This is a genomic window from Haematomicrobium sanguinis DSM 21259, assembly GCF_000688395.1.
Taxonomy (GTDB): Bacteria; Actinomycetota; Actinomycetes; order Actinomycetales; family Micrococcaceae; genus Haematomicrobium; species Haematomicrobium sanguinis.
On record NZ_JIAG01000001.1, the window covers coordinates 241,970 to 257,670 of the forward strand.

Sequence of the window (15,701 nt, forward strand, 5' to 3'; positions counted from 1 at the left end):
AAGCCTAACCGTCCCTCGATTGCCCGGCGCCACTCAATACGGTGCCACCGGTGTTGCTCGTCGGCGGCACCACAGCCTCCAAAACTCGAATCACCCGATCCGCCAAAGTCCCGGGCCGCTCGGTCAAATTCGCGAGCATCCGCACCACAAAGCGCATCAGCACCGGAATGCTCATTCCCGCCCGCAACGCTAAGGACAGCACCCGCGGATGCCCAATTACTTCGGCAAACGCACGCCCCAGCGTAAAGTGCCGGCCCCACTCGCCGCGCACAATGTCGGCGTATCCCTCAAACACCCGTTCCCGGGCGAGACCGCTCCCGGCCGCAAAACCGCGCAGCACCACATCGGCGGCGAACCGCGCCGACTCCATGGCGTAGGAAATACCCTCCCCATTAAAGGGAGAAACCATCCCGCCCGAGTCCCCCACCAAGAAGAGCCCGGGCACATAGTGCGGCGTCCGGTTGAACCCCATCGGCAACGCGGCCCCGCGCACCTCGCCGACTTGGGTGGACGGCGAAATCTCCCACGAGGACGGCATCGAGGCGGTCCAGTCCCGCAACACCGCCTTGTAATCCAATTTCCCAAAGTGCGCAGAGGAATTCAGAATCCCGAGACCCACATTGACGGTCCCATCGCCCACACCAAAAACCCAGCCGTATCCGGGCAACGGACGCCCGGACGCATCCGGGAGCTCAAGCCACCCTTCCATCCAGTCGTCCTCGTGCCGCGGCGACTCAAAATACCCGCGCACCGCAACACCCATCGGCCGGTCGTCACGCTTTGGCAGACCCCGCGATACCGCTGCCCGCGTCGAGTTCCCGTCGCATGCCAGCACCACATCGGCACGCATTTCAAACGTTTCGCCGCGCCGACCATCCCGGTCCAACACACGTCCGGTCGCACCAACGACTCGGCCATCCGCATCCCGCACAACGGCGCTCACCGAGTGCCCTTCCAGAATTTTGGCCCCCGCCGAACGCGCGTGCAAAGCCAACGCCTCATCGAAATCAAGGCGGGTCCGAATCAACCCATAGGAGGGAAAAGAGGACAAGGAGGGCCATGCCAACTCCATCGATCGACCACCGGCAATCAACCGCAACCCGCGCGTCTTTCGCCAGCCATCGCCGTCGTGATTCACACCCAGGTGCACCAACTCCCGCACCGCACGCGGGGTCAGCCCATCGCCGCACACCTTTTCGCGCGGGTAGAAAGTCTTCTCCAGGACGGTGACCTCGGCGCCGGACGCGGCGAGGTAATGCGCGGCCGTCGCTCCGGCCGGGCCGCCGCCAATGATCAACACTCGCACGCTAGACGGACCTGCTCGCGGATCGGCGCAGGCGGGACTTCACGGCCCGCTCCGTAGCCACCGAAGACCCCGGCGCCACGGCACGGTGCACCGCCACAATGCCGCCGGACAGGTTCCGGTACCGCACGTCGCCCCACCCGGCACCGGCAATCCGCGCGGCCAGCGCGTCCTGGTCCGGCCACGCGCGAATCGACTCCGCCAGATACACGTACGCGTCCGGGTTGGAGGAAAACTTCCGCGCGAGTGGCGGGAACGCGCGCATAAGGTACTCCGTGTATACGGTGTGGAACGGGGCGAAGGTTGGGTGTGAGAATTCGCACACCACCAGGCGGCCGCCGGGCTTGACCACGCGCAGCATTTCGGCCAGCGCGACATCCGGCTCGTGCACGTTGCGCAACCCAAAGGAAATTGTCGCGGCGTCAAAAGTGTCATCGGCAAACGGCAGCGCGGTCGCGTCCCCGGCCACGAAATGAATGTCGGGGCGGCGGCGCTTGCCCACCTTGAGCATCCCGAGCGAGAAATCACAGGCCACCACGTCGATGCCCGCATCCGCGTACGGTTCCGCGCTGGTTCCGGTGCCCGCGGCAAGATCCAGCACCCGCTCGCCGGGACGCGCGCCGACCGCGTCAAACACAATTTTGCGCCAGCGCCGCGTCTGCCCCATGGAGAGGATGTCGTTGAGCAGGTCGTACTTCGGCGCGACCTCGTCAAACATGCTCGCAACCTCGTCCGGCCGCTTGTCCAGTCCCGCGCGCGTTCCCGACTCCGAATTCTTCACCCCCTCATTCTCGCAAACCTTGCCGCAGTGACCGAATCGCCCAGGCCGCACGCGGGCATAAGCTTGAGTCATCATGCCCAGACTTTTCGCCCGCACCGTGCGCTGGCCGCACGCCCGCCAACTCGCCACCTTCCTGCCACTCGCCGACCTCGTCTGGTTGCGCGAAGGCGAGGGCCTCATCGGCTTCGGCGAGGTGACGCGATTCACCACCACCGGTCCCGGCCGATTTGCCGCGGCGGAATCCTGGTGGCAGGAAATGATGCACGACGGCGTTGCCTCCATCCCGGATCGGCTCGCCTCGGTGCCGGGTACGGGATTGGTGGCTTTCTCCAGCTTTACTTTTTCCAAGCGTTCCGCGGTGGACTCGCTCCTGGTAGTGCCCGAGGTGGTCTTGGGCTCGCACGAAGGCGATAACTGGGTGACGCTCATCAGTGACTCCTCCATGCCGAGCGAGGAGGACGTCTTGGCGCGGTTGAAAGAGATTGTTGCCGGCGCGGGGGCGGGCTCATCTACGGGCACTGGGACCGAGGGGCCTCGAGCCGCCACCGTTTCCGAAGGTGCTCTGACCGAGGCGCGGTGGATGGACGCGGTGGCGCGCGGCGTGGAGCGCATCCGCGAGGGCGAGGTCAGCAAATTGGTGCTGGCGCGGGACGTGCTGGTCACGAGCGAGACTCCGGTTTCGGCCGGGGAAATCGTCTCGAACCTTGCCCGCGATTATGAGGCATGTTGGACATACAAAGTTGGGGCGCTGGTGGGCGCGACCCCGGAATTGCTCATTCGCAGCGTGGACTCGATCGCCTCGGCCCGCGTCCTGGCGGGCACCCTGGATCGGCGCAACGCCCCCGCGGACCCGGATTACGCGTTGAACCAGTTAGCTGGGTCTCAGAAGCAGTTGCATGAACACCAGATCGCGATCGACTCGCTCCTGGCGCATTTGCGTCCGTTCACCGAGAATCTGACGGTCTCGGATCCGTTCATTCTTGAGCTGCCCAACGTGTGGCATTTGGCGAGCGATGTCCAAGCGAGCCTGCGCAGGGATGGCGAGCACGCGCCGTCGTGCTTAAGTCTTTTGGGTGCCGTGCACCCGACTGCCGCGGTGTGCGGGACCCCGACCGAGGTGGCGGGCGCGCTGATCGCCGAGATCGAGGGCATGGAGCGCGGCCCATTTGCCGGTCCGGTCGGGTGGATCGACGCGCGCGGCAATGGCGAATTCGGGATTGCGCTGCGCGGCGGGGTCGTGGAGTCGGAGAATTCTGTGCGGTTGTATGCGGGGTGCGGGATCGTCGCGGCAAGCGATCCGGAGCAGGAGTTGCAGGAGACCTGGGCCAAGTTCCGGCCTATGCTGCAGGCGCTTAAGGTGGCTACTCGGTAATCGGGAGCGTCTTGGGCGCACCGGAAACCCAGGTCCAGCAGGCGACGCTGATCGCGCCAGCGCAGAGGATTCCGGTCAGCACCACGAGCTGAAATTGTGCCGCGTCCAGCACGCTTGCTCCGGCGAACACGGCGCCGACGAACGCACCGGGCAGAGTGACAAGTCCCGTGACGCGGGCTTGATCTGTGGCCGGCATGATTGCCAGCGAACCGGCTTTCCGCAGGCTCGGCGCGGCCGCAATGCGCGGTGTCGCGCCGAGGGCCAGCCAGCCCTCAATAATGTATTTGTCGGCGTCGATCTGCTCTGCGGTGGCGCGGCCCATCAGCGTGGACGCGGTCATTGCGTTTCCGATGATGATGCCGCCAAAGGCGAGAATGAGCCGGGGCTCGGGGGCAAGCGCACCCGTGAGGAACACGATTCCGGCCGGGACGATGGCACTGAGCGCAATAATCGCCATGATGAGAGGCATACGGCTTAAGGGCATTGCGAGACGACTGCGCACAATCCACGCACCGGCGCTCACCATGACCACCAGGAACGCGGCGACGAGCCACACCGAATGAATAATGTTGGCAAGAATCAGCGTCAGGATGCCCAGCTGGATGATCGCGCGGACGATAGACCAGGGTTGTAACCAGGGCTTTTCCAGGCGGAGGGCGGCAACGATCGCGAACGTCACCGCGAGCAAAATGGCAAGCACGAGTCCGGTGCGAATCAAGTCCTCCCAGGGAATTTGCATGATCCAACCATAATTCACCCGGTGTCGATTAGTTGTCCTTACTTTTCCTGGGGTGACAGGGCAACATGTCCTTCATTAAGGTGACGCACGCTACACTAAACCGTCAGTTAATACATCGCGGGAGTCCCCGCACGAACAACTGAGGCACAGCATGAAAGTTATGAAGCCCTGGGGCGTTATTGCCGCCCTGACCATCGCGGCCACGACATTGGCCGGGTGCACGAACGCTTCGGAACAAGGAAGTTCCGAGAATCCCACACCCGGTTCCAGCGCCGCCGCCAGCTTTGACCCATCCACCGTCACTGCCGACAGTGCCCTCGCCGACAAGGTTCCGGCTGCTATCAAGGACCGTGGCACGTTGATCATTGGCACCGACGTCACTTATGAGCCCGCCGAATTCCTCGACGAAAACCAGAAGCCCGCGGGCTATGACCTAGATATGGCCCGCTCCATCGCCATGAAGCTCGGCCTCAAGCCCGATGTACAGGCCGCGGATTTCACCGGTATTCTGCCGGCGCTGGGCGCGAAGTATGACATCGGCATCTCCTCCTTCACCATCACCCCGGAACGCTTGGACTCGGTCAACATGGTCGGGTTCTTTATGGCGGGGACGTCATGGGCAACCCAAAGCGGAAACCCGAAGAACTTTGACCCGAAAGATCCTTGCGGCAAGAGCGTCGGAGTGCAGACCGGCACCACCCAGGAAGATGAGTTGGAAGCCACCAGCAAGACCTGCACGAGCGAGGGCAAAGACCCGATCGACATTGTGACCCTTTCCAAGCAAACCGATGTGACCACGCGTCTGGCGAATGGCCAGTTGGACGCGATGATCGGCGACTCCCCGCTCATCGCTAACGCCATCACCAAGACGAACGGCGCTTTGGAACAAGTTGGCGACGTCACCGGTGAAGCGGTGCAAGGTATCGCCACGGCCAAGAGCGATACCGCTCTGGCAGATCTGGTGCAGCAGGCTCTCCAGTCACTCAAGGAGGACGGCAGCTATGCCAAGGTCCTGGAAACCTGGGGCGTCAGCGACTCTGCAGTCGACACCTTTGAAGTGAACCCCAAGGTCTCCTAGATCATGACTCGTAATCGAGAAACCCGCCGGGACGGCGTGGAACTGATCCGCGCCGTCCCGGTGCGACACCCCGGTCGCTGGGTCGCGGCGGTCGCCATTGTGCTGATTGTCGCGTGGCTTGCAATCATCATCATTGGCAATCCCAATTTCTATTGGGACACCTTTTGGAAGTACTTCCGCGACGTCAAAGTCGTCAACGCCGTGGGGCAAACCCTACTCTTGACGGTTCTGTCGATGGTTCTTGCCATAGTGCTTGCGATCGTCTTGTCCTTCATGCGCCTTTCGGACAACCCCGTTTTGCGCTGGTCGAGTTGGGTATGGATCTGGTTCTTCCGCGGCACGCCCGTCTACACCCAGTTGATTTTCTGGGGACTCATTTCGCTGGTACTTCCAAAGATTGTGATCGGTGTGCCGTTTGGACCCGAGTTCTTTTCCTGGAACACCCAAGACATCATTACGGCGTTCTGGGCGGCGGTGCTCGGCCTGGGCCTCAATGAGTCTGCGTACCTTGCCGAAATCTTCCGCGCCGGTTTGCGCTCGGTGGACAAGGGCCAAGTGGAAGCCGCAGAAGCGCTCGGCATGCGCAAAAGCAAGATCAACATGCGCATCGTGCTACCCCAGGCAATGCGCGTGATCATTCCGCCTACCGGCAACGAAACCATTTCCATGTTGAAGACCACGTCCCTCGTTGTGGCCATTCCGTACACCTTGGAGCTCACCTTCGTGACCAATGCCTTTGGCAACACGTTCTTCCAACCGTTGCCGTTCTTGATGATTGCCGCTGTCTGGTACCTGATCATCACGAGCATTTTGATGGTTGGACAGTACTACCTGGAGCGGTACTTTGGCCGAGGCATTGACAACCTTTCACCAACCCCGGTGAACAATCCTCCGCTCAGCGCACAACGAAGCACACAGACGGCGGCGTGATGATGACAGAAAACACTGCAAAGACAGACGGCTTCAAGCCCCTCGTCAGCATTGACGGCGTGCACAAGTTCTTCGGCGACCACCATGTGCTCAAGGGCATCGACATGGAGGTTAAGCAAGGCGAGGTCTCGGTACTGATCGGCCCTTCGGGATCCGGAAAGTCGACGCTGCTCCGTTGCGTCAACCTGCTAGAAACCATCGACGCCGGACGGATCACCGTTGACGGAGAGCTGATTGGCTACAAGGAACGCAACGGCAAACTCTACGACCTGACTAGCAGGCAGATTGCCGATCAGCGCTCGGAAATCGGCATGGTCTTCCAGAAGTTCAACCTCTTTGGCCACAAGACCGCGCTCGAAAACATTATCGAGGCGCCGGTACAGGTCAAGAAAAAGTCCAAGGCGGAAGCCAAACAGCGCGCCATGGAATTACTGGAAACCGTGGGATTGGCCAGTCACGCGAACCATTACCCGGCCCAACTTTCCGGCGGCCAGCAGCAGCGCGTCGCGATTGCCCGGGCGCTCGCGATGGACCCGGAAATCATGCTGTTCGACGAGCCAACCTCGGCCCTGGACCCAGAGCTGGTGGGAGACGTTCTTCAGGTCATGAAGGATCTTGCGGCCTCGGGCATGACCATGATGGTCGTGACGCATGAGATCGGTTTCGCCCGCGAAGTCGGCGACACGCTGACCTTCATGGCGGACGGCGTCGTCGTCGAGTCCGGCGATCCGCGCGAAATCATTGCCGACCCGAAGCACCAACGCACCCAGGAATTCCTCTCCAAGGTGCTCTAAGCGTTCGGGGCCACTGCGGTACCGGCCCCACGTAACCGAACTTCAGGCGAGTTCCCGGTGAAAGCCGGGGACTCGCCGTCGTTCTTCTGCGCCTCGCCCGAGCCTGCCCCGACCACCACAAACCCGCCATCGGCAATCATTTCAAGGTCCGCTGCGGCTGCCGCGCCCTCACTCGTCAGGTAATCCCCGAGGAACAGCGAATTCGCGACATGCAGAGCCAGCGGCTGTAGCGAGCGCAAATGCATTTCGCGCCCGCCGGCCATGCGCAACTCCGCCTCGGGTGCCACGAGCCGTGCCACGCTGAGGATCCGCAACGCACGCGTCGGCGAGAGATTCCACGTCCCTTCCAGCGGCGTCCCATCAAAGGGCATCAGAAAATTGATTGGAATGGATTCGGCACCGAGTTCCCGCAAGGCGAAGAGCGCCTCGACGAGTTGTTCCTCGCTCTCGCCCATGCCGACGATCAACCCCGAGCACGCTTGCAATCGGGCAGCCTGCGCCATCGCCACCGTCTCGACGCGCTCTGCGTAGGTGTGCGTCGAGCAAATCTCCGGATAGGCGGACTCCGCGGTGTTGAGGTTGTGATTGTAGGCGTCAACCCCGGCGTCGCGGAGCGTTTCGGCCTGGCCCGCGTGCAAGAGTCCAAGGCACGCGCACACCTCGACCTCGGGGTTCGCACCCTTGATTGCCGCCGTCATTTCCGCGACCCTGGCAACGTCCCGGTTGCTGGGACCGCGCCCCGATGCGACGAGGCACACTCGCGACGCGCCCGCGGCAATCCCTTGGCGCGCTTGTTCGGCGGCCTCGTCGGTGCTCAGCCAGGAATATTTCAGAATCTGCGCTGCCGACCCGAGACGCTGCGAACAATAGGTGCAGTCCTCCGGGCATTTCCCGGACTTCAGGTTTACGAGGTAATTGACCTTGACGGTGTTCCCGAAGTGCCGGCGGCGCAATTCGCTTGCGGCGGCGACCAGGGGCATCAGCGCTTCGTCTGGGGCGGTGAGCAGGTCCAGAGCCTCTGACGGGGTGAGTGCCGCGCCGCTTGCGATCCGGTCTGGGAGTCCGTAAATATCCTTATTGAACACCGTTCAATTCTGGCATGATCGGGCGGGTTCGCCAAGCGAGGTGTGCGCGCACCTGTAGATTTAGAGGCACAGCGCCCATTCAAGGAGCACCATGACATTCAAGCGAACGAGCCTCACGCTCACCATCGTTGCACTCGCCGCCTCGCTGCTGTTCTTTGTGGTGTTCCTGGCGGAGGGGCTCAAGGATCGCGCCGGTTGCGGGTCCGCGTTTTTCCCCTCGGATTCCACCCAAGCCGACGCCGGGCCGAACGCGTATGTGCCTTGCGATTCCATATTGATATACAACGCGAATCCGCTGTACTTTTACTCGATTGCCACAGTGGCCTTTGCGCTCCTTGCTGGCGTGATCTGGATGTGGCGGCAGCAGGTCCTTGAGCGCACCACCGCGCAGGCGACCGCACAGCCCACCCCGGCCGCGCCCGAGGCCGAGCCAGCCACACCCGTCGCCGAGCCCATCGATGCGCCGGCTACCCACGAACAATTCCAGCGCCCCACCACCTAAATGGCCATCACCCACCGCGACATCGTCACCACCGGCCTCACCCTGCTGCGCCAGTACGGCCTCGCCGACCTCTCCATGCGCCGCATCGCCAAGGAGCTCGGCGTCCAGCCCGGCGCGCTCTACTGGCATGTGAAAAACAAGCAGGAACTTCTGGTCGCCTTGGCTCGCGAACTCACCGCGCACCCGGTGACGCACGACGGCGAGACCTCACCCGCTCGCCCCACCTCACCGGATGGTTCGGCTACTACGAGCGAGCTCGTGGTGTCTGCCGCTCAAACGATGATCGATCAGCTTGCCGAGGTGCCCGACGGCGCCGAAGTGGTGCAGCTTGCTTACGCTCTGGAACCGGAGTCGGTGACGCCGTTGGCCCGGCTACGCGAGGCACTCACGGATCGGGTGGCAGATGCCGACATCATTACCAACGCCACAGCACACCTGGTCTTGGGCGAACTGATTGCGATGCGCACCCGCGCCCTGGCAGGGTCTCGCTCGGGCACCGGAATGGCCGCGGATGCCTTTGACGCCGTGAAGGTCGCGCTTCTGATGCTAACCCGCCCGTGACGCGGCCTCTCGAATCCGATCGTGCAGCTCCCGCAGCCCGCCGCGATCCACCGCCACCTCCACGATGGTGACCCCGCGAATCGGTGCGGCGAGCGCGGTGGCGAGCTCCGCCGTCGTACTCACTGCCGTGTGCGGCACCCCGTAAGCCGCCCCGAGGTGGGCAAAATCGACGTTGTGCGGCGTCGCGAAAAGCCGCTCGACCGCGTCCGCCATGCCTTCGCGCGCGCCGACCTCGCCGTGTTCGAGCACCCCGAAGATTGCGCCGCCGAGGTCGTTGAGCACTACGATTTGCAACGGGACATCGCCCTCAAAGGCGCCGCGGAGCAGGCCGCCGACATCGTGCAAGGCGGTCACGTCACCCACGTAGAGCCGCGTAGGTATTCCGTCTGCCGCGGCAACCCCGAGCCCCGTCGAGACGGTACCGTCAATCCCCGCGAGGCCGCGGTTCGCAAAAACGTCGAGCGGGCGGTGCGCGGCGCTGGCCATAAGGTCAAGGTCCCGCACCACATTTGAGGATCCCACCACCAAATTCGCCCCGCTCGCATTCCACACCATCTCCGCCGCGCTCAAGCTCGGCAGGCTCGGCTCGTCGGCCAAAATGCGGCGGATCGACTCGGCCACAACGCTTCCCGCGCGTTGCCATGCCGCCAACCAGCCCTCGGGACCAGCCCCGGCAAACTCGGCAAGCTCGGCCAGAGAATCGGTGACCGGCCCGGGCGCGCGCTGCCCCTCAAACCAGGCCACGGGGGTTCCGGCGTACAGCGCCAGGGGGCGAGTGCCGTCCATCAGCGAAGCGACCGGCCGGGACAGTGTCGGGTGCCCGAAGACCACCACGCGCTCAATGCGCTCGGCAAACGAAGGGATCAGCAGCCGGTACGGCTCGATCGCATTGGGCCCGAACCGCGCGTTGGAGGACGGTTCGGCCAAGAGCGGCAGGCCCTGCGTGCGCGCAAAGTCCTCGGCGACCCCGCCCGCGCCGTCCCCCGCAATTACCACGGTGCGGCTTTTGTCCACCGCGGCGTATCCGGCGTCGGCAAGATGCGGAACTTTCGCCGCTTCGGCAGCTTCGGCCTTCGCGGCCTGCACCTGCTCCCACCGCGCACGCTCTGGCGTTCCCGGGAGCCCCTTCACGAGCATCGGCGAAAACTGCACGAGCTCCAGCATGAGGTTCTGCGCAATCGGAATGCCGCCGGGAGTGGTGCGCGGAACCGTATTGGGATCCACCTCGCTCGGCTCAACCGGCGGTTGATACGTCCACTCGGCGTCCGGCACGAGCGGCGGCGCAAACTGCACATTCACATGCACCGGCCCGGGCGCCGCAACAATCGGCATCGCGTCCAGCATCTCGGGCGGCCGCACCCACATTTCGGGGGGCACGCGCGCGTTGTCGGTTGGCGCCTTGATCCCGCGCGCCACCCAGGCGGCATCTTGGGAATATACGACGGCGATGCGCGGCTGAGTGCCGACCGGCACGTCATAATTCTGGCGGACAAAGCGACCAAAAATCCGCTGCTGAAACGTTGTCTGATTGGCACCGGTTCCGTGCATATCCTCGGGCCGATCCGCGGTGAGGATAACCAACGGCACACTCGAGTGACTGGCTTCCATAACGGCGGGAAGGAGGTTGCCCACGGCCGTCCCGGAGGTCGTGATCACGGCGGCAAGCGCACCGGCTTTACTCAAGCCAAGGGCGAGGTAAGCGGCATCTCGCTCATCGATCCGGACGTGAATGCGGGCGTGACCGGCGCGCTCGGCGGCAGCCACCACGTAGGCGAGCGGCGCGCTCCGAGACCCGGGTGCGATCACAAAATCTCGCACGCCATTGTCGATCAGCCCATTAATGAGCGCGTTCGCGGTTTGCAGGCTCGTGGCGGGGGTCCTCACTCTGCGAGTCTAGTTGACTGGCAACGCGCGCGGGAGGCTAATTGGTGCGAGCGCGAGGGGCGGATCGGTGCAACATTGACCAGCGGGCGCCCCGGAGCTCACCGCAAAGTCGGCATCTCGATCGTTGTTGCCCTCAAAGGTGCCGATAATCTGCCCATACAGCTCAACGTTGAGGCGCATCCCCGCTCCATTCCGCCTTGATCGTCACATTGAGAGCGTCGAGCAGGGTAAAGATGCGTTCGGCGTAAATGGTGTGCTTTCCGGATTCAACATCGCTGATGGCACTTTGCGCAATTCCGGTGGCCTTCGCGAGTTGACGCTGGTTGAGGCCCGCGGAAATTCGGGCCTGTTGCACGGTGAATCCAAGATCTTCCGGGCTGCGAATGTTTGACCAGTAATCCATTGTGCCTCCGATCTGGTTTTTCAGATCAGGCTTCGGCATTCACGAGGTTCGCGTACGTACGCGCCACGCGATCGAGCCACCACTGCTTCCGTTGGCCCTCAACGCTCGCTCTCTCGATCAAGTCCTGCCGAACCGCATCGCCGCTATGTACGCGCTTCGCGTCCTCAACCCTGATCATTCCGCCTTGCGGGACGAGCGACGGGTCGGCAACGTCCTCGGCAAACAGCGCAACCGTTGCGAGCCCGCACGCATAGGGCAATTCGGGCAAGGCGGCGGCCAGCGCAACCCCGGCCGCAATCCCGACCGAGGAGTCCAGCGCGGAACTGACCACACAGGGCAACCCGCTTTCCTTGACGATGCTCAACGCTCGAGCCACCCCGCCGAGCGGCATCGCCTTGACCACCAGGAGGTCCGCGGCACCCAACCGGGCAACACGCAACGGGTCCTCGGCCTTGCGAACGCTTTCGTCGGCGGCAATCAGCAACGGCACCCCCCGGGCGTCCAACGTCTCACGCACGCGCGCTAGAGCTTCAACACTGGGAACGGGCTGCTCGGCGTACTCGAGACCAAGATCGGCGAGGGCGCTCAACGCATCCACGGCCTCAGACTCGGACCAGCCCCCGTTCGCATCCACACGAATGTTCGCGGTGGGCAACAGATCCCGGACTTGGCGCACCCGGGCAAGGTCATCCACAAGCGCTTGCCCGCGCTCGGCGACCTTGACTTTGACGGTTGGCCGCTCACCCATATCGCCAAAACGCTCCAACACGGACTCCACCCGGCCGGCGGGAACCGCGGGCATGGTCGCATTCACGGGAACGTGCGTGCGCACGGGAGGCACGTCGCATCCCCAACCCCACTCCAAGGCGCCGCGAAGCCAGGAAGCCGACTCATCGTCGTCGTATTCCACAAATGGCGCAAATTCTGCCCAGCCCTGCGGGCCCTCGAACAGCACGATTTCGCGCTCGGTGACACCGCGGAACTTCACGTTCATGCCGAGGCGGATGACGTGGGCGCGGGCGAGGACGTCGGGTAGTGGCGGGAGCATGGTTCGACTCTACTGGTTTTGCGGGCGGCGTCGGCGCGCCCACCAGCGAATGCCCAGCGAACGGTGCGAGTCTTTAAGGGCTATGTTGATTGATCGTGCCCCGCTTGTGACGCGCCCGCAGAGCGCGCCGCGCCCGAAGATCGGACTGTTTCTGGTTGCCGCGCTTGCGTGTGCGGCGGCCGTGTTTGCGGTGTATTGGGCGTTTGTGCGGACCGCGACCGGCCAGTTTATTGATGAGAATGCGCTACAGCAGGCCGAATTGGGCGGCGCCTCAACACGTGGGCAGCTGTTTGAGTTTCTGGATCAGTTGCCGGTGATTTCGCTCGTGGTGGCCGCGACGCTGGTGCTGATTTTAGCGGCGGTGCGGCGCGCGTGGGTGAGTGCGCTCGTTGCTGTCGGCGCAATGGGTGCCGCAAATTTGAGTACCCAGGTGTTGAAGAATCTTGTCTTTGACCGCCCTGATTTGGGACTGGAGACGCTGAGTTTCAACTCGCTTCCCTCCGGGCACACGACGATCGCCGCTTCCGCCGTGGGTGCGGTTTTCCTGATGTCCGCGCCGCGGTGGCGGCCGTTTGCCGCGTTTGCCGGAGCACTGTTTGCCGTGGTTGCAGGGGCGGCAACGTTCGTGAATATGTGGCACCGACCGGCCGATATTGTGGCGGCGCTGTTTGTGGTGGCCGCGTGGGTTTTTGTCGGCGGCGCCGTTGTGCAGTTTGTGGAACGTGGGCGGATTCGCGCGGGCGTTCGCGCCGGACACGTCTGGACCTGGCTTGCAGCGGGAGTGGGTGGCGTGGCGCTCCTCGCCACGATTCTGCTGTTTTCGCTGGATGCCAAGGCGAGCCAATCGAGCAACGAGGTGCAGCCCTGGTTGTCCTCGACCTTCCTTGGCGGGATTGCCTTCATTATCGCGGCGGGATTCCTGATCGCCGCTGTAGCCTCCTGGATTTTCTCCCGGGCTGATTCTCGACCTGGTATTCGCGCTAGCTCCCGCGCAGCCTCGTCCCGCTAGCCCCCCGCCCGCGTTTCGAATCCCCGTACCGCAAATTCAGAGCCGCACACGCCTCTCAAAACGCGGTACGGGGATGCGAAACGAGTTACGTTTTGGCGTGGAACCGCGCTGGCGGAGTACGCGGCACAAAGTACCAGAGCGCCGCCGCCCCGATCAGCCCAAAAACCCCGGCGCTGGCAATACCGGCCCCGAGCGACACCGCCGCCGTCACCGCGGAAATCACCGCCGGCCCGGCGAGCGCACCCACGTCGGTCTGCAAGCGCCATAGCGCCAAGAACTGCGGGCGCCCAAACGTCGGCGAGTAATCCGCCCCAAACGTCATCACGATCCCAGAACCGAGCCCGTTGCCGAAGCCAATGATCATGGACACCAGAGCGTACGCCACGAGCCCGGTGGTCAGCGGCAACGCCAAGGTTGCCAGGCCCATAATGAGCAGGCACGGCACCGCGACAAATAACCGCCCTCGCTTATCCATCGCTCGCCCGGCCGGATAGAACACTGCCATGTCGATGAATCCCACCGCCGCATAAACCAGCGAGATCGTCGCGTCATCCAACCCCAAGTGGCTCCCCCACAGCGGGATGACCACTTGGCGGCTAGCCCGCACTGCGCCAATCGTCATGATCCCAATGCCAACGGTAAAGAACACTCTGCGATACCGCCGCGCAATGTCCATCACCGTCACGCGCGCCCGCGGCTCCTGAACGGGCGCCCCGGCTCGCGAGGGATCAACCGAGTTCCGAATCCTGGTATCCCGATCCAGTTCCGGCAGCGTCAGGGCAAGAAGCGTCGCCGCCCCAATTGCCACCAGTGCCACCACGTACGCGCCGTTGGTTCCCATGAGCGTGATGACCCCGGCGCCGATCACCGGCCCAATGAACACTCCAATCCTGAGTACGCCGCCCAGGGTCGATAGCGCCCGCGCCCGGAAGTGAAAAGGCACCGCCTCGGTCAGGTAACTTTGCCGCGCCAGATTGAACACCGAATTGCTCATGCCCACCATCACCATGGCAGCAATGAATGTCCAGAGCCCCCCGGTAAAGAGCGCCAGCGCCATTGCCAACGTGGACCAGCCGGCCGCCGCCACAATCGCCCACTTTTCGCCAAACTTGCTCGTCACCGCGGACGCCGGAATGTTGGTCACGAGCGAGGCCACCGCAATAAACGTACTCATCAGCGCCGCCAACGCGACGGACGCACCGTGTTGTTGCGCCGAAATCACAATGACCGGCAGAATCGCCCCGTAACCAATCCCAAAGAGCAGGGACGGCCCGTACGCGGGAATCAGGATCTTGCGGAAGGAAAACTCGCTCATGAAGCGGGTGTCTTGGGCAGCCACGCCCACTTCGCCAAGGTGCGCAACCGCCGCAACAGCACCCGTGACGCCAGCGGCCCATACGGCAGAATCGGGATCGCCTTGGTGACATCCACCGACGCATCATCCATCGCCGTCTTCGTCACCCGCACCGCGGTCCTCATCTTGTTCATCTGCGTGCTGACAAAATCCACCGTCACCGCAGCCCCATGCCCGGGCACAAACGTCTCATGCAAATCCTCCAGCGCCACAATCTTGCCGAGCACCCGAATCCACTCCGAGGGGAAGGAATCCTCAAAGGACGGGTCGGCACCCTCCTCCACCAGATCGCCGGTAAACAGCACCCGCCCCACCGATACCAGGAGATCGCCCTCGGTGTGTCCACGCCCCAAAAACAGCAGATTCGCGGTCACCCCGCCAAGATCAATCTCCGCCGGCGCGCCCTCCACGAGCCGATCCGGCACCACAATTTCGGTGTTCTCGCCAACACCCGCGCCCATGCCTGGCTCCGAGGGGGCAACCATGGACCGTTGCGATTCGCCCGCCTTCGCCAACGCCTGCGCCGTTACGGCATGCGCCCAAAACTCGCTCACGCCCAGCGCCCGAAAATACGCATTCCCAAAAACATGATCGAAATGCGCATGCGTATTGACGACCACAAGCGGCAGCTCGCTCACCTCGCGGACAGCCGCGTAAATCTCCGCCGCCTGCACCGGCCCGCCGCCGGTATCAATCACCAACGCCCGCTCATCGCCGACCACGAGCCCCACGTTCACCCCAAACGGCTCAAACTTCCGGTACCAGACCCGTTCTTCGACCGCGTTCCACTCGCTCATATCAGCCTCCATCGCGCACCCGAGTCTAATTTACCCAGGTTCGCTCGCCTCCCGCGCGTTC

General features: G+C 63.5%; 17 protein-coding genes. 7 read left to right on the plus strand and 10 right to left on the minus strand.

Going from position 1 to position 15,701, the window contains the following annotated elements; all coding sequences use genetic code 11:
• Positions 1–4: 4 nt before the first annotated feature.
• Positions 5–1,306 carry a geranylgeranyl reductase family protein gene (locus tag O148_RS0101135; protein WP_026529454.1) on the minus strand — a complete coding sequence of 434 codons (1,302 nt, stop codon included), beginning with the start codon at positions 1,304–1,306 and terminating at the stop codon, positions 5–7.
• Position 1,307: 1 nt separating this feature from the next.
• Complete coding sequence (locus O148_RS0101140) at positions 1,308–2,084, minus strand: demethylmenaquinone methyltransferase (protein ID WP_035744202.1); 777 nt, start codon at positions 2,082–2,084, stop codon at positions 1,308–1,310.
• 73 nt (positions 2,085–2,157) lie between these two features.
• Here O148_RS0101140 and O148_RS0101145 point away from each other — a divergent pair, with 73 nt between their 5' ends.
• Positions 2,158–3,456, plus strand: coding sequence for an isochorismate synthase (locus O148_RS0101145; protein WP_026529456.1), 1,299 nt, complete (start codon positions 2,158–2,160; stop codon positions 3,454–3,456).
• Here O148_RS0101145 and O148_RS0101150 read toward each other — a convergent pair.
• Positions 3,446–4,195 (minus strand): ABC transporter permease, encoded by a 750-nt coding sequence (locus tag O148_RS0101150; RefSeq protein ID WP_035744354.1) that lies wholly within the window; start codon positions 4,193–4,195, stop codon positions 3,446–3,448. The two genes, O148_RS0101145 and O148_RS0101150, sit on opposite strands and share 11 nt — an antisense overlap.
• A gap of 151 nt (positions 4,196–4,346) precedes the next feature.
• Here O148_RS0101150 and O148_RS0101155 point away from each other — a divergent pair, with 151 nt between their 5' ends.
• The 3 genes from O148_RS0101155 to O148_RS0101165 are packed head-to-tail and all read left to right on the plus strand — an operon-like array spanning position 4,347 to position 6,997.
• Positions 4,347–5,273, plus strand: a complete 927-nt coding sequence (locus O148_RS0101155; RefSeq protein ID WP_026529458.1) for an ABC transporter substrate-binding protein — start codon at positions 4,347–4,349, stop codon at positions 5,271–5,273.
• Between the two features lie 3 nt (positions 5,274–5,276).
• Positions 5,277–6,203: an amino acid ABC transporter permease gene (locus O148_RS14055; protein WP_035744205.1), complete on the plus strand. Its 927-nt coding sequence runs from the start codon at positions 5,277–5,279 to the stop codon at positions 6,201–6,203.
• Positions 6,203–6,997: an amino acid ABC transporter ATP-binding protein gene (locus O148_RS0101165; protein WP_084156906.1), complete on the plus strand. Its 795-nt coding sequence runs from the start codon at positions 6,203–6,205 to the stop codon at positions 6,995–6,997. The genes O148_RS14055 and O148_RS0101165 overlap by 1 nt, the downstream gene beginning before the upstream one ends.
• Here the strand turns inward: O148_RS0101165 and bioB are convergent.
• Complete coding sequence (gene bioB / locus O148_RS0101170) at positions 6,994–8,082, minus strand: biotin synthase BioB (protein ID WP_084156908.1); 1,089 nt, start codon at positions 8,080–8,082, stop codon at positions 6,994–6,996. The genes O148_RS0101165 and bioB overlap by 4 nt on opposite strands.
• 91 nt (positions 8,083–8,173) lie before the next feature.
• Here bioB and O148_RS0101175 point away from each other — a divergent pair, with 91 nt between their 5' ends.
• Together O148_RS0101175 and O148_RS18150 are read left to right on the plus strand one after the other, a co-directional pair.
• Complete coding sequence (locus tag O148_RS0101175; protein WP_026529461.1) at positions 8,174–8,584, plus strand: hypothetical protein; 411 nt, start codon at positions 8,174–8,176, stop codon at positions 8,582–8,584.
• Positions 8,585–9,145: a TetR/AcrR family transcriptional regulator gene (locus O148_RS18150; RefSeq protein WP_051619668.1), complete on the plus strand. Its 561-nt coding sequence runs from the start codon at positions 8,585–8,587 to the stop codon at positions 9,143–9,145.
• Here the strand turns inward: O148_RS18150 and menD are convergent.
• Genes menD through O148_RS0101200 form a run of 4 tightly spaced genes read right to left on the minus strand, consistent with a single transcriptional unit; the run spans position 9,131 to position 12,480 of the window.
• The gene (menD, locus tag O148_RS0101185) at positions 9,131–11,029 is read right to left on the minus strand and encodes a 2-succinyl-5-enolpyruvyl-6-hydroxy-3-cyclohexene-1-carboxylic-acid synthase (RefSeq protein WP_026529462.1); all 1,899 of its coding nucleotides are present in this window, start codon (positions 11,027–11,029) and stop codon (positions 9,131–9,133) included. The genes O148_RS18150 and menD overlap by 15 nt on opposite strands.
• A 9-nt stretch (positions 11,030–11,038) precedes the next feature.
• Positions 11,039–11,209, minus strand: coding sequence for a hypothetical protein (locus tag O148_RS17655; protein WP_157374444.1), 171 nt, complete (start codon positions 11,207–11,209; stop codon positions 11,039–11,041).
• Complete coding sequence (locus O148_RS0101195) at positions 11,193–11,432, minus strand: helix-turn-helix domain-containing protein (protein WP_035744358.1); 240 nt, start codon at positions 11,430–11,432, stop codon at positions 11,193–11,195. Before O148_RS0101195 ends, O148_RS17655 begins: the two co-directional genes overlap by 17 nt.
• 25 nt (positions 11,433–11,457) lie before the next feature.
• Entirely contained in the window at positions 11,458–12,480 is a 1,023-nt protein-coding gene (locus O148_RS0101200; RefSeq protein ID WP_026529464.1) for an o-succinylbenzoate synthase, read from the minus strand.
• Between the two features lie 82 nt (positions 12,481–12,562).
• Between O148_RS0101200 and O148_RS14065 the strand changes: the two genes are divergently transcribed.
• Positions 12,563–13,489 carry a phosphatase PAP2 family protein gene (locus O148_RS14065; RefSeq protein WP_051619670.1) on the plus strand — a complete coding sequence of 309 codons (927 nt, stop codon included), beginning with the start codon at positions 12,563–12,565 and terminating at the stop codon, positions 13,487–13,489.
• 85 nt (positions 13,490–13,574) lie between these two features.
• Here O148_RS14065 and O148_RS0101210 read toward each other — a convergent pair whose 3' ends face one another.
• Together O148_RS0101210 and O148_RS14070 are read right to left on the minus strand one after the other, a co-directional pair.
• On the minus strand, positions 13,575–14,804 hold the full coding sequence (locus O148_RS0101210) for an MFS transporter (RefSeq protein ID WP_026529465.1): 1,230 nt from the start codon (positions 14,802–14,804) through the stop codon (positions 13,575–13,577).
• Positions 14,801–15,640 carry an MBL fold metallo-hydrolase gene (locus tag O148_RS14070; RefSeq protein ID WP_051619671.1) on the minus strand — a complete coding sequence of 280 codons (840 nt, stop codon included), beginning with the start codon at positions 15,638–15,640 and terminating at the stop codon, positions 14,801–14,803. The genes O148_RS0101210 and O148_RS14070 overlap by 4 nt, the downstream gene beginning before the upstream one ends.
• Between the last annotated feature and the right edge of the window lie 61 nt (positions 15,641–15,701).

Coding starts and splice junctions, on each gene's coding strand:
- O148_RS0101145 (WP_026529456.1), top strand. CDS start 2,158: ATGCCCAGACTTTTCGCCCGCACCGTGCGCTGGCCGCACGCCCGCCAA.
- O148_RS0101150 (WP_035744354.1), bottom strand. CDS start 4,195: ATGCAAATTCCCTGGGAGGACTTGATTCGCACCGGACTCGTGCTTGCC.
- O148_RS0101155 (WP_026529458.1), top strand. CDS start 4,347: ATGAAAGTTATGAAGCCCTGGGGCGTTATTGCCGCCCTGACCATCGCG.
- O148_RS14055 (WP_035744205.1), top strand. CDS start 5,277: ATGACTCGTAATCGAGAAACCCGCCGGGACGGCGTGGAACTGATCCGC.
- O148_RS0101165 (WP_084156906.1), top strand. CDS start 6,203: ATGATGACAGAAAACACTGCAAAGACAGACGGCTTCAAGCCCCTCGTC.
- O148_RS0101175 (WP_026529461.1), top strand. CDS start 8,174: ATGACATTCAAGCGAACGAGCCTCACGCTCACCATCGTTGCACTCGCC.
- O148_RS18150 (WP_051619668.1), top strand. CDS start 8,585: ATGGCCATCACCCACCGCGACATCGTCACCACCGGCCTCACCCTGCTG.
- O148_RS17655 (WP_157374444.1), bottom strand. CDS start 11,209: ATGCGCCTCAACGTTGAGCTGTATGGGCAGATTATCGGCACCTTTGAG.
- O148_RS0101195 (WP_035744358.1), bottom strand. CDS start 11,432: ATGGATTACTGGTCAAACATTCGCAGCCCGGAAGATCTTGGATTCACC.
- O148_RS0101200 (WP_026529464.1), bottom strand. CDS start 12,480: ATGCTCCCGCCACTACCCGACGTCCTCGCCCGCGCCCACGTCATCCGC.
- O148_RS14065 (WP_051619670.1), top strand. CDS start 12,563: ATGTTGATTGATCGTGCCCCGCTTGTGACGCGCCCGCAGAGCGCGCCG.
- O148_RS0101210 (WP_026529465.1), bottom strand. CDS start 14,804: ATGAGCGAGTTTTCCTTCCGCAAGATCCTGATTCCCGCGTACGGGCCG.
- O148_RS14070 (WP_051619671.1), bottom strand. CDS start 15,640: ATGAGCGAGTGGAACGCGGTCGAAGAACGGGTCTGGTACCGGAAGTTT.